Origin of the sequence: Leifsonia virtsii (assembly GCF_030433675.1) — a bacterium.
Lineage (GTDB): Bacteria > Actinomycetota > Actinomycetes > Actinomycetales > Microbacteriaceae > Leifsonia > Leifsonia virtsii.
Window position 1 is genome coordinate 192,566 of record NZ_JAROCB010000005.1, and the last position, 22,359, is coordinate 214,924.

The 22,359-nt window shown below is 70.9% G+C and carries 23 protein-coding genes; 18 read left to right on the forward strand and 5 right to left on the reverse strand.

The window, feature by feature from the left end:
* The first annotated feature begins 12 nt into the window (after positions 1–12).
* The 5 genes from P5G59_RS17850 (at position 13) to P5G59_RS17870 (ending at position 5,549) form a co-directional block, all read left to right on the forward strand.
* The gene (locus P5G59_RS17850) at positions 13–978 is read left to right on the forward strand and encodes an alpha/beta hydrolase (RefSeq protein WP_301220364.1); all 966 of its coding nucleotides are present in this window, start codon (positions 13–15) and stop codon (positions 976–978) included.
* The gene (locus P5G59_RS17855) at positions 975–1,460 is read left to right on the forward strand and encodes a MaoC family dehydratase (RefSeq protein WP_301220365.1); all 486 of its coding nucleotides are present in this window, start codon (positions 975–977) and stop codon (positions 1,458–1,460) included. The genes P5G59_RS17850 and P5G59_RS17855 overlap by 4 nt, the downstream gene beginning before the upstream one ends.
* Positions 1,461–1,551: 91 nt before the next feature.
* Positions 1,552–2,142 (forward strand): hypothetical protein, encoded by a 591-nt coding sequence (locus P5G59_RS17860; protein ID WP_301220366.1) that lies wholly within the window; start codon positions 1,552–1,554, stop codon positions 2,140–2,142.
* A 78-nt stretch (positions 2,143–2,220) separates the two neighbouring features.
* Positions 2,221–3,486, forward strand: a complete 1,266-nt coding sequence (locus tag P5G59_RS17865) for a bifunctional glycosyltransferase family 2/GtrA family protein (RefSeq protein ID WP_301220367.1) — start codon at positions 2,221–2,223, stop codon at positions 3,484–3,486.
* A gap of 2 nt (positions 3,487–3,488) precedes the next feature.
* The gene (locus P5G59_RS17870; RefSeq protein ID WP_301220368.1) at positions 3,489–5,549 is read left to right on the forward strand and encodes an ArnT family glycosyltransferase; all 2,061 of its coding nucleotides are present in this window, start codon (positions 3,489–3,491) and stop codon (positions 5,547–5,549) included.
* On the opposite strand, the gene P5G59_RS17875 is transcribed toward P5G59_RS17870, so the two are convergent.
* Both P5G59_RS17875 and P5G59_RS17880 read right to left on the reverse strand, forming a co-directional pair.
* Entirely contained in the window at positions 5,524–6,402 is an 879-nt protein-coding gene (locus tag P5G59_RS17875; RefSeq protein ID WP_301220369.1) for a serine/threonine-protein kinase, read from the reverse strand. The genes P5G59_RS17870 and P5G59_RS17875 overlap by 26 nt on opposite strands.
* Positions 6,403–6,474: 72 nt before the next feature.
* Positions 6,475–7,290, reverse strand: coding sequence for a DeoR/GlpR family DNA-binding transcription regulator (locus P5G59_RS17880; protein WP_301220370.1), 816 nt, complete (start codon positions 7,288–7,290; stop codon positions 6,475–6,477).
* A 122-nt stretch (positions 7,291–7,412) separates the two neighbouring features.
* Here P5G59_RS17880 and melA point away from each other — a divergent pair, with 122 nt between their 5' ends.
* Both melA and P5G59_RS17890 read left to right on the forward strand, forming a co-directional pair.
* Positions 7,413–8,756 (forward strand): alpha-galactosidase, encoded by a 1,344-nt coding sequence (gene melA, locus P5G59_RS17885; RefSeq protein ID WP_301220371.1) that lies wholly within the window; start codon positions 7,413–7,415, stop codon positions 8,754–8,756.
* Positions 8,753–9,601, forward strand: a complete 849-nt coding sequence (locus tag P5G59_RS17890; protein ID WP_301220372.1) for a class II fructose-bisphosphate aldolase — start codon at positions 8,753–8,755, stop codon at positions 9,599–9,601. The genes melA and P5G59_RS17890 overlap by 4 nt, the downstream gene beginning before the upstream one ends.
* Before the next feature lie 25 nt (positions 9,602–9,626).
* On the opposite strand, the gene P5G59_RS17895 is transcribed toward P5G59_RS17890, so the two are convergent.
* A complete protein-coding gene (locus P5G59_RS17895; RefSeq protein ID WP_301220373.1) occupies positions 9,627–10,697 on the reverse strand; it encodes an amidohydrolase family protein in 1,071 nt (356 codons plus the stop codon).
* Between the two features lie 156 nt (positions 10,698–10,853).
* On the opposite strand from P5G59_RS17895, the gene P5G59_RS17900 reads away from it, so the two are divergent.
* The 8 genes from P5G59_RS17900 to P5G59_RS17935 all read left to right on the forward strand — a co-directional run bounded on the left by P5G59_RS17900 (position 10,854) and on the right by P5G59_RS17935 (position 18,080).
* On the forward strand, positions 10,854–11,735 hold the full coding sequence (locus P5G59_RS17900) for an SIS domain-containing protein (protein ID WP_301220374.1): 882 nt from the start codon (positions 10,854–10,856) through the stop codon (positions 11,733–11,735).
* A 73-nt stretch (positions 11,736–11,808) separates the two neighbouring features.
* Positions 11,809–13,155 (forward strand): ABC transporter substrate-binding protein, encoded by a 1,347-nt coding sequence (locus P5G59_RS17905; protein ID WP_301220375.1) that lies wholly within the window; start codon positions 11,809–11,811, stop codon positions 13,153–13,155.
* 20 nt (positions 13,156–13,175) lie between these two features.
* Positions 13,176–14,129 carry a carbohydrate ABC transporter permease gene (locus P5G59_RS17910; RefSeq protein WP_301220376.1) on the forward strand — a complete coding sequence of 318 codons (954 nt, stop codon included), beginning with the start codon at positions 13,176–13,178 and terminating at the stop codon, positions 14,127–14,129.
* Complete coding sequence (locus P5G59_RS17915) at positions 14,129–15,016, forward strand: carbohydrate ABC transporter permease (RefSeq protein WP_301220377.1); 888 nt, start codon at positions 14,129–14,131, stop codon at positions 15,014–15,016. The genes P5G59_RS17910 and P5G59_RS17915 overlap by 1 nt, the downstream gene beginning before the upstream one ends.
* On the forward strand, positions 15,013–15,966 hold the full coding sequence (locus P5G59_RS17920) for a carbohydrate kinase family protein (protein ID WP_301220378.1): 954 nt from the start codon (positions 15,013–15,015) through the stop codon (positions 15,964–15,966). Before P5G59_RS17915 ends, P5G59_RS17920 begins: the two co-directional genes overlap by 4 nt.
* Positions 15,963–16,871, forward strand: coding sequence for a 1-phosphofructokinase family hexose kinase (locus P5G59_RS17925; RefSeq protein ID WP_301220379.1), 909 nt, complete (start codon positions 15,963–15,965; stop codon positions 16,869–16,871). The genes P5G59_RS17920 and P5G59_RS17925 overlap by 4 nt, the downstream gene beginning before the upstream one ends.
* A gap of 149 nt (positions 16,872–17,020) precedes the next feature.
* Complete coding sequence (locus P5G59_RS17930) at positions 17,021–17,731, forward strand: DUF2510 domain-containing protein (protein ID WP_301220380.1); 711 nt, start codon at positions 17,021–17,023, stop codon at positions 17,729–17,731.
* Between the two features lie 145 nt (positions 17,732–17,876).
* Positions 17,877–18,080, forward strand: coding sequence for a hypothetical protein (locus P5G59_RS17935; RefSeq protein WP_301220381.1), 204 nt, complete (start codon positions 17,877–17,879; stop codon positions 18,078–18,080).
* 10 nt (positions 18,081–18,090) lie between these two features.
* Here the strand turns inward: P5G59_RS17935 and P5G59_RS17940 are convergent, their stop codons facing one another.
* The gene (locus tag P5G59_RS17940) at positions 18,091–18,876 is read right to left on the reverse strand and encodes a nucleotidyltransferase domain-containing protein (RefSeq protein ID WP_301220382.1); all 786 of its coding nucleotides are present in this window, start codon (positions 18,874–18,876) and stop codon (positions 18,091–18,093) included.
* A 115-nt stretch (positions 18,877–18,991) separates the two neighbouring features.
* On the opposite strand from P5G59_RS17940, the gene P5G59_RS17945 reads away from it, so the two are divergent.
* The 3 genes from P5G59_RS17945 to P5G59_RS17955 all read left to right on the forward strand — a co-directional run bounded on the left by P5G59_RS17945 (position 18,992) and on the right by P5G59_RS17955 (position 21,850).
* Positions 18,992–20,329 carry a YibE/F family protein gene (locus tag P5G59_RS17945; protein WP_301220383.1) on the forward strand — a complete coding sequence of 446 codons (1,338 nt, stop codon included), beginning with the start codon at positions 18,992–18,994 and terminating at the stop codon, positions 20,327–20,329.
* A 99-nt stretch (positions 20,330–20,428) separates the two neighbouring features.
* Complete coding sequence (locus P5G59_RS17950) at positions 20,429–21,118, forward strand: DsbA family oxidoreductase (RefSeq protein WP_301220384.1); 690 nt, start codon at positions 20,429–20,431, stop codon at positions 21,116–21,118.
* A gap of 51 nt (positions 21,119–21,169) precedes the next feature.
* Positions 21,170–21,850, forward strand: coding sequence for an SDR family NAD(P)-dependent oxidoreductase (locus P5G59_RS17955; RefSeq protein WP_301220385.1), 681 nt, complete (start codon positions 21,170–21,172; stop codon positions 21,848–21,850).
* Here the strand turns inward: P5G59_RS17955 and P5G59_RS17960 are convergent.
* A complete protein-coding gene (locus P5G59_RS17960) occupies positions 21,840–22,280 on the reverse strand; it encodes a winged helix-turn-helix transcriptional regulator (protein WP_301220386.1) in 441 nt (146 codons plus the stop codon). The genes P5G59_RS17955 and P5G59_RS17960 overlap by 11 nt on opposite strands.
* Between the last annotated feature and the right edge of the window lie 79 nt (positions 22,281–22,359).

A 22,359-nucleotide genomic window follows, 5' to 3' on the forward strand; every position in this document is an offset into this window, starting at 1 on the left:
GGAGAACAGAGCATGCCTACTGCCAACCCCAAGGGCTACGCCCTCGAGCCCGCCGCGCAGGCCTTCTGCGAGGGCACCGTCGAGCCGCCGTACCTGTACCAGCTGCCGCCCGAGGAGGGCCGTAAAGCGGTCGACCAGGTGCAGGACTCCGAGATCTTCAAGCCCGACGTCGACGAGAAGTGGATCACCGTCGAGGGCGGCCCGACCGGGTCGGTGCCCGTGCGGATCGTGAAGCCGAAGGGGGCCACCGGCAGCCTCCCGGTGATCGTCTACACGCACGGCGCGGGCTGGGTCTTCGGCGACGCGCACACCCACGACCGCCTGGTCCGCGACCTCGCCGTCGGCACCGGAGCCGCGGTGGTCTTCCCCGAGTACACCCGGTCGCCCGACGTGCACTACCCGGTCGCGAACGAGCAGTCGTACGCCGCCGCGAAGTGGGCGGTCGAGCACGGCGCGGACGAGGGCCTCGACGGCAGCCGCATCGCGATCGCGGGCGACTCGGTCGGTGGCAACATGGCGATCGCGCTGACCCTGATGGCCAAGGAGCGCGGCGACATCGCCTTCCGCGGCCAGGTCCTGTTCTACCCGGTGACGGACGCCGCGTTCGACGACGGCTCGTACCAGGAGTTCGCGGAAGGCTACTGGCTGACCCGCGACGCCATGAAGTGGTACTGGGACCAGTACACGACGAGCGACGCCGAGCGGGCCCAGATCACCGTCTCGCCGCTCCGGGCCTCCGAGGAGCAGCTCGCCGGGCTGCCCCCTGCGCTGGTGATCAACGCCGAGTGCGACGTGCTGCGGGATGACGGCGAGGCGTACGCCTCGAAGCTGCGGCGGGCGGGCGTGGAGGTGACCGGCGTGCGCTACGAGGGCATCATCCACGACTTCGTGATGGTCAACAGCATGCACGACACCCCGCAGGCGAAGGCCGCCGTCGCGCAGGCGGTCGCGTTCCTCAGCGCATGGCTCGCCGCATGAGCGGGGACTTCAATCCGCTCGACTTCGCGATCGTGGAGCCGCGCACGTTCGAGCAGCTGCGCATCGGCGAGGTCTTCCGTGCGCCGAGCCGCACGCTCACCGACGCCCACGCCTCCGCCTTCCAGGCCGTCTCGGCCGACAACCACCCCGTGCACTACGACGAGGTGTGGGCGAAGGCGCACGGGCACTCGGCACCCGTGGTGCACGGACTCCAGGTGCTGGCGTTCACGGCGCCCGGTGCGACGCTGTTCCCGCATGTGATCGGCGAGGTGTTCATCGCCTTCACCGGCCTTTCCGCGCAGTTCCTGGGCGAGGTGCACGCCGGAGACACCCTCTACTCCCAGCTGGAGATCACCGCACTCACGCCGGACGGGCCGAACGGGGTCGTGACCGCCGCGGTCACGGTGCACAACCAGCGGTCGGAGGTGGTCCTGACGGGGGAGCACACCTACCTGCTGCGCCGCACTCCGGACGCCGCCTGAACGGATGCCGCCGACGTGGGACCTTCGGCCCGCGTCGGCGGCTCCGGCCGGTCGTACCGTTACGGCGTCGGGCTTGTGGGAGGAGAAAGCCATGTCAACGAAACCGACGACGGTCGCCGTCGCCACCTACGCCTCGAGGGACGCCGCGGTCGAGGACTACGAGATCATCCGGGGCGCGAAGCACCAGGGCGAGCTGGACCATCTCGCCATCGCCGTCGTCGCCAAGGACGATGAGGGCAAGCTGGTCGTGGACCGCCACGACTCCACCGCCAAGCACTTGGCGTGGGGAGGCGCCATCATCGGCGCGTCGCTCGTGGTGCTCGTGCCGCCGCTCGGGATCACCACCCTGGCCGCCGCCGGCGCGGGAGCAGGGGCGGTCGCAAGCGCCGGCGCGCTCGCCGGTGCGGGCGGGCTCATCGGGCACTTCTACCGGAACATCCCCAAGGAGACCGTGGAGGAGATGGGGAAGACGCTGTCGTCCGGACAGGCCGGCCTCCTGATCATCGCTGTCGACCCGAAGGGGCTGGACGTCGAGGCGCTGCTCACCAACGCGGAGAAGAAGATCGTCAAGACCGGGGTGACGGATGAGAAGGACGCGGAGGACGACGCCCTCGAGTCCGCCTTCGAAGAGCTGAGCGACACGAGCGCGGACGCATCCAGCGGAGTGAGTGCCTCCGCATAGCAAGCGGTCAGAACACCCATCGCCGGGACATAACCGTGCGAAAGGTCACGGTTATGTCACGGCGGCAGGGTTGCCGGCATGTCTCAGCCAACGACCCTCGCCCTCGACATCGTCGTGCCCGTCTACAACGAGCAGGCGACGCTCGAGGCCTCCCTCCGCCGGCTGCACCGCTACCTGACCGATGCGGTGCAGGAGAGCTGGCGGATCACGATCGCCGACAACGCCAGCACCGACGCGACGCCGGCGCTGGCTGACGGGCTCGCCGCGGAGCTGGACCACGTCGTCGCCGTGCACTTGCCGCTGAAGGGCCGCGGCCGCGCCCTCAAGGCGGTGTGGGGATCCTCGCCGGCGGAGGTGCTCGTCTACCTGGACGAGGACCTCTCCACCGATCTCGCCGCGCTCCCGCCGCTGGTGGCGCCGCTGCTCTCCGGCCATTCCGACCTGGCGATCGGCACGCGCCTCGGGAGGACGTCGCGCGTCACCCGCGGTGGCAAGCGCGAGTTCATCTCCCGCAGCTACAACCTCCTTCTGCGCCGCACGATGGCGGTCGGCTTCTCCGACGCCCAGTGCGGCTTCAAGGCCATCCGCCGCGACGTCGCCCAGCGGATCCTGCCCCTGGTGGAGGACGACGGCTGGTTCTTCGACACAGAGCTGCTGATCCTCGCCGAGAGGGCGGGGCTGCGCATCCACGAGATCCCGGTCGACTGGGTCGACGACCCGCACAGCTCGGTCGACATCGTGCGCACCGCGCGCGAGGACCTCAAGGGGATGGTGCGCGTCGGGACCAACATCGCGCGCGGACGCATCCCGCTGGAGGCGGTGTACGCGGAGCTCGGGCGGCGGCCGTTCGCGCCGCCGTCGCCTCCCAGCTTCGTCGGCCAGGTGGTGCGCTTCGCGATCGTCGGCGTGCTCTCCACCGCGGCGTACGGCCTGCTCTATCTGCTGCTCTCCGGGGTGCTCGGCGGCCAGGTCGCCAACTTCGCCGCCCTGCTGCTGACCGCCGTCGCCAACACGTGGGCCAACCGGCGCTTCACCTTCGGCGTGCGCGGGAGGCCAGGGATGGTGCGGCACCAGTTCCAGGGCCTCATCGTCTTCGGGATCGCCTGGGCGCTGACGAGCGGTTCGCTCGCGGTGCTGCACGCGACCGCACCCGGTGCATCGACCCGGGTCGAGCTCATCGTGCTGACCGCCGCCAACCTGTTGGCCACGCTGCTGCGCTTCGTCCTCCTGCGGCTCTGGGTCTTCCGGGCCGGCCGCGACCGGACCACTCCGCCGCATCCCACCGACGCCGACCGACCCTCCGACCCCGCCCGCGTGCTCGTCCCGACCGAAACGGAGCAGTGACCATGTCCCTCACCACCGCGCCCACCACCGCGCCGAACCCGACCGAAGTCCCGGCCCAGCCGCCGAGCAGCCGGCTCCGCACCGGCCTCCGGAGGCTCGTCCGCGGGCGGGAGGACGCCGCCGCCTGGGAGCGTCCGGCGCTGCTCGGCCTCCTCGCCGTCACCGCCCTCCTCTACCTGTGGGACCTCGCCGCCAGCGGCTGGGCCAACTCCTTCTATTCCGCCGCCGTGCAGGCCGGCTCGGTGAACTGGGAGGCGTTCTTCTACGGCTCCAGCGACGCCGCCAACTCGATCACGGTCGACAAGCCGCCGGCGAGCCTGTGGATCATGGCCCTGTCCGTGCGCCTGTTCGGCCTCAGCTCGTGGAGCATCCTGGTGCCGGAGGCGCTGATGGGCGTCGCGACGGTGTGGCTCGTCTACCTGACCGTGCGGCGCCACTTCTCCGCCCGCACGGCGCTCCTCGCCGGGGGCGTCCTGGCCCTGACGCCGGTGGCGGCGCTCATGTTCCGGTTCGACAACCCGGATGCGCTGCTCGTGCTGCTGCTCACCCTCGCGACCTACCTGACCCTGCGGGGGATCGAGTCCGGCCGCATCCGCTGGGTGATCTGGGCGGGCGTCGCCGTCGGCTTCGGGTTCCTCACCAAGCAGCTGCAGGCCTTCCTGATCCTCCCGGTGCTGGCGGGCGTGTACCTCGCCGCGGCACGGGTGTCGTGGGCCAAGCGCTTCGGTCACCTGTTCGCGGCGCTCGGCGCAGTCGTCGTCGCCGCCGGCTGGTGGGTCGCCGTGGTCGAGCTCGTCCCCGCCTCGTGGCGGCCGTACATCGGCGGCTCGCAGAGCAACAGCTTCCTGGAGCTGACCTTCGGCTACAACGGCTTCGGCCGGCTCACGGGCAACGAGACCGGCAGCGTCACCGGCGGCGGCGGAGCCGGGGGAGGCGGGATGTGGGGCTCGACGGGCATCCTCCGGCTGTTCGAGAACGAGATCGGGGGACAGATCACGTGGCTGCTGCCCGCCGCGCTCGTCCTCTTCGTCGTCGCCCTGGTGCTGGGCCGCACGCTCGCCCGCACCGACCCCGGCCGCGCGACCCTCCTGCTGTTCGGAGGCTGGCTCATCGTCACCGCGCTGGCCTTCAGCTTCATGGCCGGCATCTTCCACGCGTACTACACCGTCGCTCTCGCCCCGGCGCTCGCCGGCGTCGTGGCGATCGGCGCCTCGGCCGTCTGGCGGTCGCGCGAGAAGCTGTGGATCCGCATCCTCTCGGCCGTGACGATGCTCGGCACCGCCGTGTGGGCCTGGGTGCTGCTGGACCGCGCGACCGACTGGCTCCCGTGGCTGAAGGTCGTCGTGCTGATCGTCGCGCTCGCGGCATCCGTGCTGCTGCTCCTTCCCCCGCGCAGCCGGATGCTGTCGGGCGCGACCATCGCCGTGACCCTGGTCGGTGCGCTGCTGGCGCCGACGGCGTACACCCTGCAGACGGTGACCACCGGGCACACCGGTTCGATCGTCACGGCGGGACCGACCGTGTCGGGCGGGATGGGCGGCTTCGGGGGAGCGAGGCCGCGCGGGCAGGGCGGGTTCGGCGGAGCACCGAACGGCGCCCAGGGCGCGCCGCCGGCCGGCGGCTTCCCGGGCGGAGCGCCCGGCGGCACCACCAACGGCGGCAACGCCGCAGGCGGCACCGCCACCGGCGGCACCCGCGGCGGGATGGGCGGCCTCCTCGACTCCGGCACCGTCAGCTCCCAGCTCAGCAGCCTCCTGAAGGCCGATGCCTCGAAGTACACCTGGGTCGCCGCGGCGGTCGGCTCCAACTCGGCCGCCGGCTATCAGCTGGCAACCCAGGAGGCCGTGATGCCGGTCGGTGGCTTCAACGGCTCCGACCCGTCGCCCACGCTCGCGCAGTTCAAGCAGTACGTCGCCGAGGGGAAGATCCACTACTTCGTCTCGGGCGGCGTCGGCCGGTCGAACGGCGGCAGCGACGCATCCAGTCAGATCGCGAGCTGGGTGGAGGAGAACTTCACGGCGACCACCGTGGGAGGGGTCACCCTCTACGACCTGACGGAGTGAGATCGGAGGAGTTCTCGCGGTCCGACCGCAGCGCCGCGCGCGCTGCGGTCGCGACGTCCGCCGCGGACGGCCTGTCCGGCGCGTCCGCGAGTGTCATCGACCGGATGAGAGTGCGCCAGGGCTCGGGGACGCTGTCGGGCAGTTCCGGATCCCGGTCCAGCCGGGCCAGTGCCGACTCCACGGGTGCCCCGGGGAATGCGACCGTCCTGGTGAAGCATTCCAGCAGCACGAGGCCGAGCGAGTAGATGTCCGACGCCGGCGTCAGTGCGACGCCCCGCACCTGCTCGGGGCTCAGGTAGGCGGCGGTGCCGAACGTCTCCTCCGTGAACTCCTGAGGCTGCGTGGCGTCGATGGCGATGCCGAAGTCGGTCAGCCTGGCTCGTGGACGCGAGAACCGGGTGCGGTAGTCGACGATCATGATGTTCGACGGCGTCACATCGCGGTGGATGACGCCCCGCGCGTGGACGTACTCGAGTGTCTCCGCGACCTCGAACGCGACCTCGCCGATCCGCCGGGTCGACAGCGGGCCCGCCTCCAGGAGTGCGCGGAGGGTGTCGCCCTCCACCAGCTCGATGACGAGGAACGGTCGCGGGTCCTGCGGCGAGGAGTCGTCGACCCCTGCGTCGAGGATCGACACCACCCCGTGGTGGCGAAGGGCGGCGAGCACGCCGACCTCGGCCCGGAACCGCGCGACGTCGCCGTGGCTGCCCGAGGAGAACAGCTTCACCGCGACGTCCCGGCCGAGGTTCTCGTCGCGGGCGCGGAAGACCATCGACGATCCGCCGCGCGCGAGCAGCCGCTCCGGCCGGTACCTGCCGAGCAGCAGGGGGATCGGGGCCGGGGGTTTGCTCACCCCATCATCTTCCGGGATTCCGCGAATTTCCGCCGCCGGGTAGACGGGGAAGCGCGACCGCGGTAGGAGCCGCTACTCCTGGTCGGCGATGACGACCTCCACGCCTGCGTCGCGCAGCAGGTCGAGCTGCGCGGGGTCGGCGCTGGAGTCGGTGATCAGCATCTCCACCTGGGAGATCTCGGCCATCTGCGCCAGGGCCACGTTGCCGATCTTGGAGCCGTCGGCGACCACGACCGTGCGCTGGGCCTTCGCCACCATCGCGCGGTTGGTGCGCGCCTCGGTCTCGTCGTGGGTCGTCACCCCGGTCGCGGCGCTGACGCCGTCGGCCCCCAGGATGGCGGTGCCGACGTTGACGGCGTTGAAGGTGCTCTCCGCGAGCGCTCCGACGAGTTCCAGCGACTGCGGGCGCAGGAAGCCGCCGGTCATGATCACCCGCACGCCCGGGTAGCCGGAGAGCAGCCCGGCGATCGAGAGCGAGTTGGTCACCACCGCGATGTCGCGGTGGTTGGCGAGCGCCCGGGCGACGCTGGCGGTGGTGGTCCCGCCCGAGAGGGCGACGACGTACCGCTCTGCGGGCAGCCGCCGCACCATCGCCTTCGCGATCAGCCGCTTGGCCTCCTGGAACCGTGTGTCCCGCAGCGCCACCGGGATCTCGCGGCCCTGCTCCACCGCGGAGGCGCCGCCGTGGGTGCGCACGATGAGGTGCTGGTCGGCGAGGTCGGAGAGGTCACGGCGTGCGGTCGCCGCCGAGATGCCGAGCGTCTCGGAGAGCTCGGCCAGACCGATCGATCCTCGCTCCGAGACGAGGTCGAGGATGGACACCATGCGCTGGGCGCGTCGCCCGGAGGTGACGCGGGCGATCAGGGATTCGGCGCTGGGGGCGGCCATGACGGTCCTCTCGGTCGGCCGAACGTCAAGCGAACAGCAAAGCAATCAATCTGCTTGATCACTTTAGCCCCGAATCGCTCATTTCGTTGCGCGCACCGCACACCGTATCGCAGGATCGCAGCATGCCTCAGATTGTCTTCCTCGGTGCGGGCAGCGTGGTCTTCACGCGGCAGCTGCTCGCCGACCTCTACCGCTTCGACGACCTCCCGGTGCTCGACATCGTGCTGCACGACATCGACGCCGAGCGGCTGGAGGTGGCGCGCGGCACCGCGGAGCAGGTCGCCGGCCGCTTCGGCCGCACCGCGAGCATCACCGCGACACTCGACCGCCGGGAGGCGCTGAGCGGCGCCGACTTCGTGATCAACATGATCCAGGTGGGCGGCATCGACGCCACCCGGGTCGACCTCGAGGTCCCCGCCGCCGCGGGCCTGCTGCAGACCATCGGCGACACGACCGGCGTCGGCGGGGTCTTCCGCGGACTGCGCACGTTCCCCGTGCTCTCCGGCATCGCCGCCGACATGCTCGAACTCTGCCCGGACGCGTGGTTCCTCAACTACACCAACCCGATGGCCATGAACGTCTGGTGGATGTCCGTCGTCGCTCCGAGCATCAAGACCGTCGGCCTCTGCCACAGCGTCTACTGGACCGTGCACGACCTGTGCGAGCTGATCGGCGTCCCGCTGGAGGGCACCCACTACCGCGCCGCCGGGGTCAACCACCAGGCGTGGCTGGTCGAGTGGTCGCGCGACGGGGAGGACCTGTACCCGCGCCTGCGCGAAGCGATCGAGCGCGACCCGGAGCTGCGCCGCCGCGTGCGCGTCGAGATCTTCACCCGCATCGGCTACTACCCGACCGAGACGAGCGAGCACTCCTCCGAGTACCTGGACTGGTTCCTGCGCTCGCCGGAGCAGATCGAGCGATTCCGGCTGCGCCCGCTCGAGTACGTCGGCATCTCCGAGGAGAACGTGGCCGAGTTCGAGCACGCCAAGGCCGCGCTCGCCGCCGGGGAGGCGCTTCAGCTGGAGGAGGGCGCCGCCGAGTACGCGCCGCAGGTCATCCACTCGATCCTCACCGGCACCGAGCGCACCATCCACGCGAACGTGGTGAACCACGGGCTGATCGACAACCTCCCGCAGGGGGCCGTCGTCGAGGTGCCGAGCCGGGTGGACGTGGACGGCGTGCACCCGCTGCCGTTCGGCGCGATCCCGGTGCAGGGAGCCGCGCTCAACCGCACCTATCTCTCGGTGGCGGAACTCGCGATCGAGGCCGCCCGCACGGGCGACCCGGAGCTGGTGCGGCGGGCGGTGCTGACCGACCCGAACGCGTCGTCCTCGCTCACGCCGGAGCAGATCTGGGCGCTGTGCGACGAGCTCACGAAGCGCCACGCCGCCCTCCTGCCCGTGGCGCTCGGCGGCACGCTGGAGGTCCCGGCTCCGGTGGGGGCCGGCGCCGGCGTCGCCCGATGAGCCCGGCGGGCACGGCGGAACTGCTCTCGGCCGCGGTCGGGACGGGTCGCGCCGTCGCCGCCTTCAACGTCCTCTCGCTCGACCACGTGGAGGCCGTGGCCGCCGGTGCCGCGGCGGCGGGAGCACCCGCGCTGCTGCAGCTCAGCGAGAACGCGATCGCCTTCCGGGGCGCGCCGGAGCCGCTGCTGGCGGCCTGCAGGGAGGCGGCCGCCGCCTCCGGGACCCCGCTCGCCATCCACCTCGATCACATCGAGGACCGCGAGCTGGTCGCACGGGTGCTGCCCCGCGCAGCCGACTTCGGCATCGGCTCGCTCATGTTCGACGCCTCGAAGCTCGACTACGACGCGAACGTGGCCGCCACCCGCGAGGTGGTCGCCCGCGCGCACGACGCCGGGGTCTGGGTGGAGGCCGAGCTCGGCGAGATCGGCGGCAAGGACGGCGCGCACGCTCCGGGAGTCCGCACCGACCCGGCGGAGGCGGCGTCGTTCGTCGCGGCGACCGGCGTCGACGCCCTCGCCGTGGCGGTCGGCAGCTCGCATGCGATGCGCGACCGTTCGGCGCAGCTCGACCTGGAGCTGATCGCCCGGCTCCGGGAGGCCGTGCCGGTGCCGCTCGTGCTGCACGGCTCGTCCGGTGTCGCGGACGACGTGATCGCGCAGGCGGTGGCCGCGGGCATCCGGAAGGTCAACGTCGGCACGGCGCTCAACGTCGCCTACACCGCCGCGCTGCGCGCCTCCCTGGCCGAGCAGCCGGACGCGGTCGACCCGCGCCGCTACACGGCCACCGCGCGCCGCGCGATGACCGAGCTGGTGACCGGCTTCTGCCGCGTGGTGGCCGCGGCCTGAGCCGCCGCCACCGCGCGGTGCCGTGTCAGAGGTTCAGGACGCGGCGCGCGTTGCCCGCGTAGACGCGCTGCAGCAGCGCGGGGTCGAGCGCGAGCGCCGACACGTCCCACCGGCCCTGACCGGGGACTTCGCTGCCCGGGTCGTACGAGAACCCCTCGTCGGCGGTCTCGAAGAAGCGGTAGTGCAGGCGGTACTGCTCCGCCGTCACCGGGTAGATGTCCGTGCCGAACAGCACCTGGTCCGGGTAGGCGGCGACCAGGCGCGCGAACCGCCGCGGCTGGCGGCCGAGCTCGGCCATCCGCCCGGCCGTGTCGATCGTGTAGTTGGGAGCGGCGGCCAGAAGCCGCTCGACGCGGTCGAGGTCCTCGGCCGCGCCGCCGGCGTGTGCGCCGATGAACGTCGTGCCCGGGCAGGCGAGCACCAGCGCGGCGTGCGCGTCCATCAGCCGGTCGAAGGTGGGGTGGACGCTGCGGTCGCCGAACCACCAATCCGGCACGCCCGCGAGTTCGTCGATGCGCTCGTTGTGGCGGTCGAGCGGCTCGAAGAAGGCGATCGGGTCGGCGGTGTGGATGAGCACCGGCAGCCCCAGCTCGCCCGCGTGCCGGAGCACCGCGATCACCCGCGGGTCGTCGGGCGAGATCAGCGTTCCGTCGGCGTCGCGGAAGGTCAGCCCGAGGCTCTTCCAGACCTTCACCCCGCGGGCGCCGCGGGCCGCGCTGTCGTCGAGGGAGGCGATGAGCGCCTGCTCGCCGTCGGTTTCGGCCAGCCGCGCCCACTCCAGCTGGCAGAAGGTGACGAAGCGGCCGGGGTGGGCGCGGTCGTAGCGCTCGACGTTCGCAGTGACCTCGTCGCCCCAGAGCCCGTCGAGGTTGACCACCGTCTCCACGCCGCACTCGTCGAGGAGCGCGACCAGCGCGCCCGGGTCCTGGATCATCCAGTCGCCGTCGTGCGTCAGCCAGCGCCCGAGGTGGTTGTGCGCATCGATCACGGGGAAGGCGGGCTCTGTCACGTCGGTGACGGCCGCCCGCAGCTGGCTGCGGGGCGCCCAGTCCTTCAGGCGCAGGTCGAACGGGTCGGGAGCGGGGGCGTGCGTCATCGGAACCTCTCTGGAACGGACGGGGCATTTGTGCAAACGATCAATCTGAATGATCGATCTGCACATCTTTATTGTCAAACGCTCAGTGTGTGCCAATGATAAATCAACGCCAACCACCCGGGCGGCGCACCGCACATGACACCAGGAGCACCAGACGTGACACTCACTTCCCGCGAAATCGCCAGCCAGCCGGCCATCTGGCGTGAGGCGCTCGAGACGCGCAGCGCTCGCGCGACCGAGCTGCTCACCCTGCCCGGCCAGCGCGTGCTCGTGCTGGGCTGCGGCACCTCGGCATACCTCGCCGAGTCGTTCGCCGCGCTGCGCGAGCGCGCCGGGTTCGGGATGACCGACGCGGCCTACGCCTCGGAGCCCTGGCCGTGGCGCGACTACGATGCCGTGGTGCTGCTCAGCCGCTCCGGCACCACCACCGAGGTGATCGACGCGCTCGACGCGCTGCCGGAGGGGGTGCGCACGATCGCCGTCACCGGTGTCGCCGACTCCCCGGTCGCCGACCGCGTCGACGACGTGCTGCTGCTCGACTTCGCCGACGAGGAGTCGGTGGTGCAGACGCGCTTCCCGACCACGTTCCTGCTGCTGGCCCGTGCCGCCCTCGGCGAGGACGTCGCGGGCCTCCCCGACGAGGCTGAGGCGGCCCTGGCCCTCCCGCTCGACGTCGACACCGAGCGGCTCTCGCACTTCGTCTACCTGGGCAGCGGCTGGACCCACGGCCTCGCCCAGGAGGCGGCGCTCAAGATCCGGGAGGCCGCGCAGGCGTGGTCGGAGTCGTATCCGGCCCTCGACTACCGGCACGGCCCGCTGGCCGTCGCCGACGAGCGCTCCCTGGTCTGGATCATCGGCCCGGCCGAGCCCAGCCTTCCGGCCGACATCGAGCGCACCGGCGCGACCGTGCGCGTCAGCACGCACGACCCGCTCGTCGAGCTCGCGAACGCCCAGCGCCTGGCGGTCGCGATCGCCGCGCACCGCGGCCTCGACCCCGACAACCCCAGGCACCTGACCCGCTCGATCGTGCTCGGCTGAGCCGCGGGGGCGCCCCACCCGCCCGCGTCCAGCCGGTCGACCAGCACCGCACACACCCGAGATGAGGACAACGATGACGACTCCACTGAAGAAACGGCACGGCGGGAGTGCGCTGCGTCGCCGCCTCCTGCGCACGACGGGAGCGGCGGCCGCGACCGCCGTCCTCATCGCGCTGGCCGGCTGCTCCGGCTCCTCGGGCGCCACGACGCTCGACCCCAAGGCCAAGGTGACCATCGAGGTGTGGTCCGGCCAGGCCGACGCGGCGCAGCAGGAGATCGAGGCGCTCGCCAAGGAGTTCGAGAAGCAGCACCCGAACGTCACCGTCGACCTCTCGCCCGGCGCCTCCTCCACGGACCAGCTGCTGCAGAAGCTCTCCGCGGGCTTCGCGGGCGGCCAGTACCCCGACATGTCGTACGCGTTCGGGTCGTGGGCCGGTCAGCTGGAGGCCTCCGGCCGCACGCTCGACATCTCCTCCGAGGTGAAGAAGCCGGAGGTCAAGTGGGACGAGTTCACCGCCGCCGCGCGCGGCACCGCGCAGCCGACGGGGGAGAAGGTCATCGGCTTCCCCGCGGTCGTCGACAACATCGGGCTGCTCTACAACAAGACGCTGTTCGACAAGGCCGGGCTCGCGTATCCCACGAACGACTGGACCTGGGACGACTTCCGCACGGCGGCAAAGAAGCTGACCGACACCGCGAACCACGTCTACGGCTACGCCTACTCGGTCTCGGGCAGCGAGGAGACCACCTGGCAGTTCTGGCCGCACCTGTGGCAGAACGGCGGCGAGATCCTGAACAAGGACGCCACCAAGTCCGAGTTCGCCTCGCAGGCGGGCGTCGATGCGCTGACGTTCCTGCAGAAGATGGCCGTGGACGACAAGAGCGTCTACCTCGACCAGACCGACGTGAAGTTCGGTCAGCTCTTCACCAGCAACCGGATCGGGATGATCACCTCCGGCCCCTGGCAGCTCTCCGACCTCAAGACCGGTGGCACGGACTACGGCGTCGTGCAGCTGCCCGGCACGAACGGCGACCACCAGACCGCCTCCGGGCCGGACATCTGGGCGCTGTTCGACCACCAGGACAAGAACCGCGCGTACTGGGCGACCCAGTTCGCCGAGTGGCTGACCTCGGCGGAGCAGGACGAGCGGTTCAATGTCGCGATCGGCAACCTCCCGCTACGCTCCTCGGAGGCCGGCAGTGAAGCCGTGAAGAAGGAGAGCGCCGAGTACCCCGGCTACGAGGTGTTCGTCGCCAACTCCGCCAACGTCAAGGAGACGCGGCCGACCACCAAGGGTTACGCGGCGCTCTCGGTGGCGATCGGCAAGGCGATCTCGCAGGTGCTGCAGGGCGATGGCGAACCGAAGGCCGCGCTGGAGCAGGCGGCCAAGACCGCAGACGCCGCCCTGAACAAGAAGTAGGCGTGAGGGAGGGAAACGGCATGGCAGACACCACCCCTCCCGCGCTGTCGCGGCGGGCGGCCTCGCTGGAGGTCGCTCGCCCGCGCAAGGCGCGCCGCCGTCAGGGCCTGGCCGCGGCCCTCACGGGCTGGGGCTTCGTGGGCCCGGCGACCATCATCATCCTCGGGCTCTCGGTCTTCCCCGCGATCTGGGCCTTCGTGCTGTCGTTCCAGAGCTGGGACGGCTTCAGCCAGGCCACCTGGGTCGGCGGTCAGAACTACGCCGACCTGGTCACCGACGCGGAGTTCGGCAACGCCGTCGTCAACACGCTCGGCTTCACCGTGCTGTTCGTCCCGGCCTCCGTGCTGCTCGGGCTGTTCCTCGCGGTCGCGCTGAACCGGCGCATCCGCGGGATGGCCTTCTACCGCACGGCGATCTTCGTCCCGTTCGTCGCCTCGGCGGCGTCCACGGGCATCCTGTCGACGTACCTGTTCAGCCCGCAGTTCGGCCTGGTGAACAACGTGCTGCGCGTGCTCGGCCTGCCGCAGCAGGGCTGGCTCGACGACCCGAAGCAGGCGATGCTCGTCATCGCGATCATGTCGCTGTGGGGGTCTGCCGCGTTCACCACCGTCATCTACCTCGCCGCGCTGCAGGACGTGCCGGCCGACCTCATCGAGGCGGCGCGCATCGACGGCGCGAACCGCTGGCAGACGTTCTGGCGCATCGTCTGGCCGCAGCTCGCGCCCGTGACCGTCTTCGTCGCGATCTGGCAGACGATCCAGGCCATCCAGCTGTTCGACCTGGTGTACACGACCACCCGCGGCGGCCCGCTCGACGCCACCAAGACGATCGTCTACTTCCTCTACGACAAGGCGTTCCACGCCCTGCAGTTCGGCTACGGCTCCGCCGCCGCGTACGTGCTCTTCGCGGCCACCCTGCTCATCACGATCGGCGTCGTCGTCTTCCAGCGGCGCCGGGGATCGGAGGCCTTCTGATGGCGACCGTGCTCGACGAGGTGTCGCAGGCCTCCCGTGAGGTGGCGAACAGCCCGACGCGTCCCGCCGGGCGCAGGAGGAGGATGAGCGGCTGGCACTTCGTGCTGTTCCCCATCGCGATCCTGTTCCTGGTGCCGTTCCTGCAGATGACGCTCGCCGCGTTCTCTCCGGCGAAGGAGCTGGTGGCCTTCCCGCCGCCGTTCATCCCGTCGCACTTCACGCTCGACGGCTTCGTCAAGCTGTTCGGGCAGACCGACATCCTGCTGTGGCTGGGCAACACTGCGATCGTGTCGGCCGCGGCGATCGTGTCGAACCTCGTCCTGTGCTCGCTGGCCGGGTACGGCTTCGCGCGTCTGCGGTTCGCGGGGCGCAACGTCGGCTTCCTGATGATCCTGGCGACCATCATGATCCCGACCCAGCTGCTGATGATCCCGACCTACATCCTGTTCGCCAAGCTCGGACTCCTGAACGGCCTGGGCGCGGCGATCGTGCCCTGGCTCGCGACCGCGTTCGGCATCTTCCTGATGCGGCAGTTCTTCCTCACGCTCCCGGCGGAGCTCGAGGAGGCGGGGGCGATCGACGGCTGCAACCGTTGGCAGATCTTCTTCCGCATCGTGCTCCCGCTCGCCCGGCCCGCCCTCGCGACCCTCGCCATCTTCACCCTGCTGAGCGCCTGGAACGACCTGGTCTGGCCGCTCATCGCGATCAACAACCAGCAGGCGTTCACGCTGCAGCTCGGCATCGCGAACTTCCAGGGCGCCCACCAGACCGATTGGAGCCTCATCATGGCCGGGAACGTCGTCGCGACGCTGCCGCTCATCCTGTTCTTCCTGTTCGCCCAGCGGCACTTCGTCGCGACCATGACCTTCTCCGGGCTGAAGGGATGACCGCCCCGCGCACGGTGGACGTGCTCGTCGTCGGCGACGCCAACCCCGACCTGCTGCTCACCGGCGACACCGTTCCACGGTTCGGTCAGGCCGAGCAGCTGCTCGACGGCGCCGACCTGCTCCTGGGCGGCAGCGCCGCGATCGTCGCGCACGGGCTGGCGAGGCTCGGCGTCCGCACGGCGCTGGCCGCGGTCGTCGGCGACGACCCCTTCGGCGCGTTCGTGCTGGAACGGCTGCGGGAGGGCGGCGTCGACGTCTCGGCGGTGCAGACCAGCGCGAGTCTCCCGACCGGCATCTCGGTCGTGCTCTCGGAGCCGCACGACCGGGCGATCCTGACGCTGCCCGGCACCATCCCGGCCCTCACCGCGGAGGCCGTGCTCGCCGCAGTGGACCGCCTGCGGCCGCGGCACGTGCATGTCGCCTCCTACTTCCTCCAGCCGGAGCTGGCGTCGGAGCTGCCCGGCGTGCTCGACGCGCTCGCGGACCGCGGCGTCACCGTGAGCCTCGACACGAACTGGGACCCGGCCGAGAAGTGGACGGGACTGGAGGAGGTCCTCCGTCGCGTCGCCGTGTTCCTGCCCAACGGCGAGGAGGCGCTCGCCATCGGCGCCGCCGTCGCCGGACGGCGCCTGACAGACGTCGACGAGGCGGCGTCCGTGCTCTCCCGCCTCGGCTGCCGCGTCGTCGTGAAGGCGGGCGCCGACGGCGGGATCGTCTTCTCCGGAGGTGAGCGCGTCGCCGCAGCGCCTGGGCTGGTCCTGGAGGTGGTGGACACCACGGGAGCCGGCGACAGTTTCGACGCCGGCTACCTCGCCGCGCTCGACGCGGGCGTGACCGCCGAGGAGGACCGCGTCCGCTGGGCCGCGGTCGCCGGCTCGCTCTCGGTGCGGGGACGCGGCGGCACCGGCGCGCAGGCGACCCGCGGCGACCTCGCCGGCGTGCTCGCGTGACCGTCCACACCCTCGGGCTCACCCCGGCCCTCGACGTCGTCTACGTACTCGACGAGGTACGGCTCGGCGGCATCCACCGGCCACCCGTCGTCCTGCGATCGGCCGGGGGCAAGTCGCTCAACGTGGCCAGGGCGCTGACGCTCCTGGGCGTCCCCGTGCGTGCCATCGCACCGCTCGGCGGGCGCATCGGCGACCTGGTCGCGCAGTTGCTGGACGAGCACGGCGTACGCGTCGACCGCATCACGTCGGCCGTCGAGACCCGGATGTGCGTGACGGCGAGCGACACGACCGCGCGCACCCTGACCGAGTTCTACGAGCCCGTCACCGCGTTCGACGTGCCCCTGGCGGAGATCGCGCAGCGCACGGCACGCGTGAAGCCGGGGGAGTGGCTCACCCTCTCCGGTGCCGTGCCCGGCGCGGTGGACCCGCGCGCGCTCGCCGACCTGCTCGCCGCCGAGGTCGACCGCGGGGTGCTGCTGGCGGTGGATGTGCACGGCCCCGCCCTCGGCACGATCCTGGAGGTCGCCAGCCCGCGCCTGGTGAAGGTGAACCGGTCGGAGGCCGAGGAACTGACGGGGTGCGACGACCGCGAGGACGCCGCCGCCGCCCTGCTCGCCCGCGGGGCGACGGTCGCGGTGGTCACCGACGGCGAGGCGGGGTCGTTCGCACTCACCGCGGACGGCGAGCGTGTGTCCGCGCCCCCGGTGATGCGCCCCGGGCTGTTCCCGGTCGGCAGCGGCGACTGCTACCTCGCCGGCCTCGTGGCCGTGCTCGATGCCGGCGGCGGCCTCACTGCTGCGCTCGACGCGGCCGCCGCCGTCGCCGCGGCGAACGCGCAGCTGCCGGGAGCCGCCGTGTTCGACGTGCCGCCGATCGGGGCGCTGGCGGGCAGTTCAACGCGGTAGCCCGACCGCCGCGACACCTATGGGTCAACGAGTATCGCCGCGGGCTCGTCTCAAGTCGCCTCGGGCTTTGCGACCCGATTACGCGAACTGGGGATGGTGTGGGTCCTCTCAGATTCGGTAGCTTTCGGTCGATCGAGAGGCAATGAACGATGAGCACCCCACCAGGCTGGTTCCCGAATCCGGCCAACGCAGACGAAGAAGTGTATTGGGACGGCGACCGTTGGACCGGGGACAAGCGTCCGGTATACGACCCGGCGATTGCCGAGACTCAAGCTGAATCCGGCGACGACAGCGGATCGACGATGCGTCCCGAAGACGCGTCCGGAGGGAACGAGCTGTCAGCAACGCCCGTTCCAAGCGACCTCGAGAAGCGTAAGACGCGGAAGGTGCTCTGGATCACAGTCGCGGGGATTGTCGCGCTCCTTGTGATCGGTGGTGGGGTTACCGCCGTCGTGGTCAGCAACAACGTGCACGCACAACAGGTCGCGGCGCAGAAGGCCGCTGCCAAGAAGAAGGCCGAGGCCGAGCAGGCGAAGGAGGCTGCTGCGGCCGCACAGCAAGCTGCCGATGACGCGAAGCGATCGCAGAGGCGAGATACCGTTACGCAGGTTGAAGCGTCGATCAAGAAGATGGCCGAGGACGATATCAACAAGGGGCTGCTTACCGGACCGGTGATCGGCGTCACTTGTAACCCCGTGTCTGGATCCACCGATGACCTCACCGACACGACGACGACGTTCGACTGTTTTGTCGCAAACAAGGACAACGGTGACGGGACCAGTTCGGGCTACTTCTTCAACGCGACGGTCAATTGGACGAGCGGGTCGTACACGTACGGGCTCGGAAAGTCGGCAGGCTGACTGGCTTGGCCAACCCACCTCAATCGCGACGCCACCTAATGCGACTGATCGGTCGGTTGCGATTCCCGATCGTGGCTCACGACCCGATGGGCGTCTAGGCGAACCTCCCGTCGCCACCCGCAGGACGCGGTGCTACCGTTCGCGCATGGACGACCCGGACTTCCTCCTGCCTGCGGCCGCGGCCCTGCGGGCCGGGGTGCCGGAGCTGCGGATCCACGCTGCGATCCGCAACGGCGAGGTGAGGACGGTCCTGTACCGCGGCGAGGTGCGCATTCCCGCTGAATCCCTGGCCGACCTGCGGCAGCGGCTCGGCGCAATCGACACCGGCGTGGCCGCGGTCGAGGGGTAGCGCGCGGAGGTCAGCGGTACTCGACCGGGCTCCTGCCGGTCCGCCAGGCGAGCTCGTTGTCGAGCACGAAGCGGGAGAGCGTCTCCTCCTCGGGCAGGAGGGCGCCGACCGTCGACTCCACCGCGTCCATCACCGTGCGTGCCGCCGCCGGTGTCGGGTCTTCGAGCAGCGCCGTCAGCATCCCGTCGAACCCGTCCGGTTTGTCCGGCAGGGCGCGGGTGAGTGCCGCGAGGTACTTGGGGCCGGAGAAGAAGACGCGGTTGTGGGCCAGCAGCGCGCGGGCCGCCGAGGTCGCCAGGTGCGTGGAGGCGTGCGCCAGCAGCATCCTGTCGCCGCGCTCGTGCGCCTGCTCGAGGAAGTAGCCGCCGTGCAGCCGGCACTGCGCGACGAAGCCGGCGCAGAGATCGTCCCACCGGCTGTCCGGCACGTCGGCGATCCTGCGCAAGCGCTCTCCGAGGTCGTCGACGCGGCTGAAGGCGACCCTGACGTGGGAGAAGGAGTCGCGGACCGGGTCGTCCCCGCGCTCCGCGGCGTCGTCGAGGTAGGACAGGGTGGCCAGCTTGATGTCGTAGTAGCCGCCGTCGTAGCCGATGCCGTCGACGCTGGTGAACATCAGCCGGCGCGCCTCGGCGGCCTCGCGCCAGCGCTCCTCCGTGACGATCAGGTACAGGTCGACGTCGGAGCCGGCGCGTTCGGTGCCGCGGGCCACGGAGCCGCTGATCACGACCCCCAGGACGGACGGGTCGTCGACGACCGACCCCACGAACGCGTCGACGGCGTCGTCATGGTGCTTCACTGCATCCACTCCTCGAGTTCGGGCCCTGATCGGCGACAGTACAAGATCGCGTGCGAAGATGCGACCGCCCCGGTTGCCCGACCGGGGCGACGACTCTTGCACCCCCGGAGGTCCCATGGCGCACGCCCACGTCCATTCGCACGGCCGGTCGGGCCGCGAGCCGCGCGCACGGGGCCCTCTGCGGGTCGTCGTCGCGGCCATCCTGATCGTGGCCGGGCTGGCGACCGCGGCGGGGCTCGCCCTGCTGTGGCCGGACCAGGCGAAGGTCGCCGCCGCATCCTCCGGCATCCAGTTCGCGGCGCCCGGCACCACCTTCCCGACGGGACGCATCGTCGCCCTGTCGAAAGACTGCCCTGGCTACTTCTCGTCCGGCTCGGCGTCGTCGCAGCCCGGCGACACGCGGGCCTGCCAGATCGCCACTGTGAAGCTTCTCAACGGGAAGGACGAGGGCAAGACCCTGACGGTGCCGCTCCTCTGGCCGTGGGCGACCGCCGGCGTGCACCCGGGCGACGAACTGGAGTTGATCGTCCCGCCGCAGGTCTCCGGCGCCTCCGCTCAGACCGGCGAGGGGGACGCCCCGCAGGGCGTGACCGTGAACGGCGTGGTGAGGGACAACCCGCTGCTGCTGTGGACGCTCCTGTTCGTCGGGATCGTCGTCGCCGTCGGGCTGCTGCGCGGGCTGATGTCGCTCGTCGCGCTCGGCTTCACCGCGTTCATGATCGTCCAGTTCGTGCTGCCCGCGCTCATCTCCGGCCGGCCGGGTCTGGCGGTGGGCGTCGTCGGTGCGTCGGCGATCATGTTCGTCGCTCTGTACCTCGCGCACGGACTGTCGGTGCGCACGACCGTCGCCCTGCTCGGCACGCTGTTCGGGATCCTGCTGACCGCCGGGATCGCCCAACTCGCCGTCGACTCCACTCATCTCACCGGCGTCAGCGGGGATGTGGGCGGGATGCTCGCCGGCGCGACCCAGATCGACTTCCGGGGCCTGCTCACCTGCGCCATCGTGATCGCCGGGCTGGGCGTGCTCAACGACGTGACGGTGACGCAGGCCTCGGCCGTGTGGGAGCTCCGCGCCGCCTCCCCGGAGCTGTCCCGCCGCCAGCTGTTCGCGCGGGCCATGCGCATCGGCCGCGACCACATCGCGTCCACGATCTACACGATCGCGTTCGCGTACGCGGGAGCGGCCATGGTGGTCCTGGTCGTGCTCTACCTCTACGACCGCTCGGCGCTCAGCCTCCTGTCGCAGGAGGACCTGGCGGCCGAGGTGGTCAGGACGCTGTGCAGCGGCATCGGGCTCGTCCTCGCCGTCCCTGTCACCACCGGCATCGCCGCCGCCCTCGTGCCCCGCGAGGTCGTGGTGCGCGAGGGCGGTGGCGTGATCGAGGCGCTCAAGCTGCGCTGGTACTCCTTCATCCCACGGGCCGCGCCAGAGGAGGCGACGCGGTCGTACTGAGCGGCCGGATGGTCCCGCAAGAGGCACCTGGAAGTGCCTTTTGTACGCCTCATTTCACTCACTCACAATGGTGTTACGCACTGATAGTGAGGTAGAAGGATGAGTGGAGAGGCGGCGGCGACCGACCCCGATCGCCCGGTGGTCATCGAGGTCTGGGCCGATCTGGGCTGCCCGTGGTGCTACGTCGGCAAGCATCGGCTGGAGAAGGCGATCGCGGGTCGCCCCGACGCGGAGCGGTTCGTGGTCAAGCTGCGGTCGTTCGAGCTGAACCCGGACGCGCCGCACACGCCGGAGACGATCGAGAGCGCGTTCATCCGCTCGCACGGCGGGAACGCGGAGGCCGTGCTGACAGCGGAGCGCCGCATCCAGGCGCTCGCTCAGCGGGAGGGCTTGCCCTTCTCGCTCGACCGGCTCAACGCGAACACCTTCGACTTCCACCGCGTCGTGCACTACGCCGACGAAGCGGGCAAGGGGCTGGAGTTCTTCTCGCGGGCCCAGGACCGCTTCTTCGCCGGGGAGATCGACCCCTTCGACCCGGACGCTCTCGCGCGGGTGGCCGAGGAGGTCGGCCTCTCGGGCCAGCGGGTGCGAGAGGTGCTGGCGACCGACGAATACGCGGACGCGGTGCGCGCCGACGGCGAGGAGGGCCGGGAGCTCGGTGTCCAGGGTGTGCCGTTCACGGTGTTCGACCGGCGCTTCGCAGCATCGGGCGCCCAGTCCGTGGACGTGTACGCGCAGGCACTCGAGCAGACCGTCGAGGCCTCCGCTTCAGATCCGGCCGCGGGATAGTCGCAGCCGCGGCGCCCGCTCAGAGAGACCAACAGAACACAGAGGAGAACCATGCCCACCATCGCCATCATCGGAGCCGGACGCGGCCTCGGGCTCGCCATCGCCCGCAGGTTCGGATCCGAAGGATTCGACGTCGCGCTCATCTCGCGCAGCAAGGACAAGCTCGATGCCCTGGTCGGAGAGCTCGCCTCCGAGGGCATCACGGCCGCGGGCTTCGCGGCCGACGTCCTCGACCGGCCCGCACTTCGAGCGGCGCTCACGGCCGCGAAGGAGCACTTCGGCGGCATCGACGTGCTGGAGTACTCGCCCGCCGACGCGTCGGCGGGTCCGCTGGCCCCCGTGGACATCCGCGAGACCACCCCGGAAAACGTGCAGCCCCAGATCGAGTACTACCTCTACGGGGCCATGGCCGCGACGGAGGTGGTGCTGCCCGAGCTGCTGGCGGCGGGATCCGGCACCCTGCTGTTCACGACCGGCGCAGGATCGGTGTACCCGGTCGCGCAGTACGGCAACGTGACGGCCGGTGGGGCGGCGCTGCGCAACTGGGCACTCAACCTGGGCTCCGCGCTGGCCGGGACCGGTGTGCACGTGGCCCACATCGCGATCGCGCTGATGATCTCGGACGAAGCGCCGGCCTCCGGCCTGGACTGGCTCCCTGCGGCCGAGATCGCCCCGCTGTACTGGGACCTGCACCACACCCGCGCGGTGCACGAGCTGGTCGTCAAGAAGTGACGGCGCTGCCGGTCGGCCGGGGCGAGGCGCCGTGCGCCTTCTCCCGGCCGACCCCGCTGCGCTCGTGAGCCGCCCGGCTCGCGGCGACGTCCTCGTAGTGGGTCGCGGCCCAGGACGCCATCGACAGCACCGCATCCAGCAGCGAGCGGCCGAGGTCGGTCAGCTCGTACACGACGCGCGGTGGAACCTCCGGGAACGCGGTCCGCGTGAGCAGGCCGTCGCGCTCCAGGGCCTTGAGCGTGACGGTGAGCATCCGCTGCGAGATGCCGGGGATGCTGGCCAGGAGATCGGAGTAGCGCAGGGGCTCGCCGCCGAGGGTGCTGATCACCAGCATCGTCCACTTGTCGCCGATCCGATCCAGCACCTCGCGGATGAACGCGCTCTCGGACGGCCAGGCGCGGCACGGGCCGCTCAACGTCCTGTTGGCCACCGTCACCACCTCCCTCTAGTTCCTGATCTGACTGTAACCACACTACCAGTAACTAAAAAACCCGTCCCGAAGGAGCCCC